2 rRNA genes are annotated in these 603 nt (G+C 55.9%); both read right to left on the reverse strand.

From position 1 onward, the window contains the following. A 23S ribosomal RNA gene (locus AAAX35_RS09620) occupies positions 1–84 on the reverse strand; the annotation flags it as partial. Positions 85–487: 403 nt separating this feature from the next. Continuing rightward, positions 488–603 (reverse strand): 16S ribosomal RNA (locus AAAX35_RS09625); the annotation flags it as partial.

The following is a 603-nucleotide window of genomic DNA, read 5'->3' on the forward strand; positions in this document are numbered from 1 at the left end:
TCGCCGGGGATTATCGCAGCTTGCCGCGTCCTTCATCGGCTCCCTGTGCCAAGGCATCCGCCGTGCGCCCGTGGTATCTTGCGGGACCGCTCTCGGGCCCGCGGGATATCCACGTGTCGCTAATTAATCTAATTAATCGATATCATGAATAGCGCTCGTATGTCGCAATTCGGGTATCTCATACCGCGGCACAGTGTCTTCACTGTGCTCGCGATCAGATGCTCCTCACTCATTTATAAGTGAATTCTTCTTGTTTGGATCGGATGAATGATTGCTATCATTCTTGATTTAATCGCAGAAAAGAATCGAGTCTGGAAGAGGATACTCTTCCATCTCTCTCCTATCGCTATGCGGCTCTCAAGGTACGCGGGTGCGACCCCGGGGACCGGGTGCTGCGGGGACTCCATCGCGGGCGACATCCACCGGACGGGCTCCTGCCCTCCATTCGAGTTAAAGTGTTTTCTCTCTAGAAGAAGTATCTCCCTAGAAAGGAGGTGATCCAGCCGCACCTTCCGGTACGGCTACCTTGTTACGACTTCACCCCCCTCACCCTCCACACCTTCGGCGCCTCCCCCCTTGCGGTTGGGCCGGCGACTTCGGGTG

The organism is Collinsella sp. CLA-ER-H11, assembly GCF_040092445.1.
GTDB lineage: Bacteria > Actinomycetota > Coriobacteriia > Coriobacteriales > Coriobacteriaceae > Collinsella.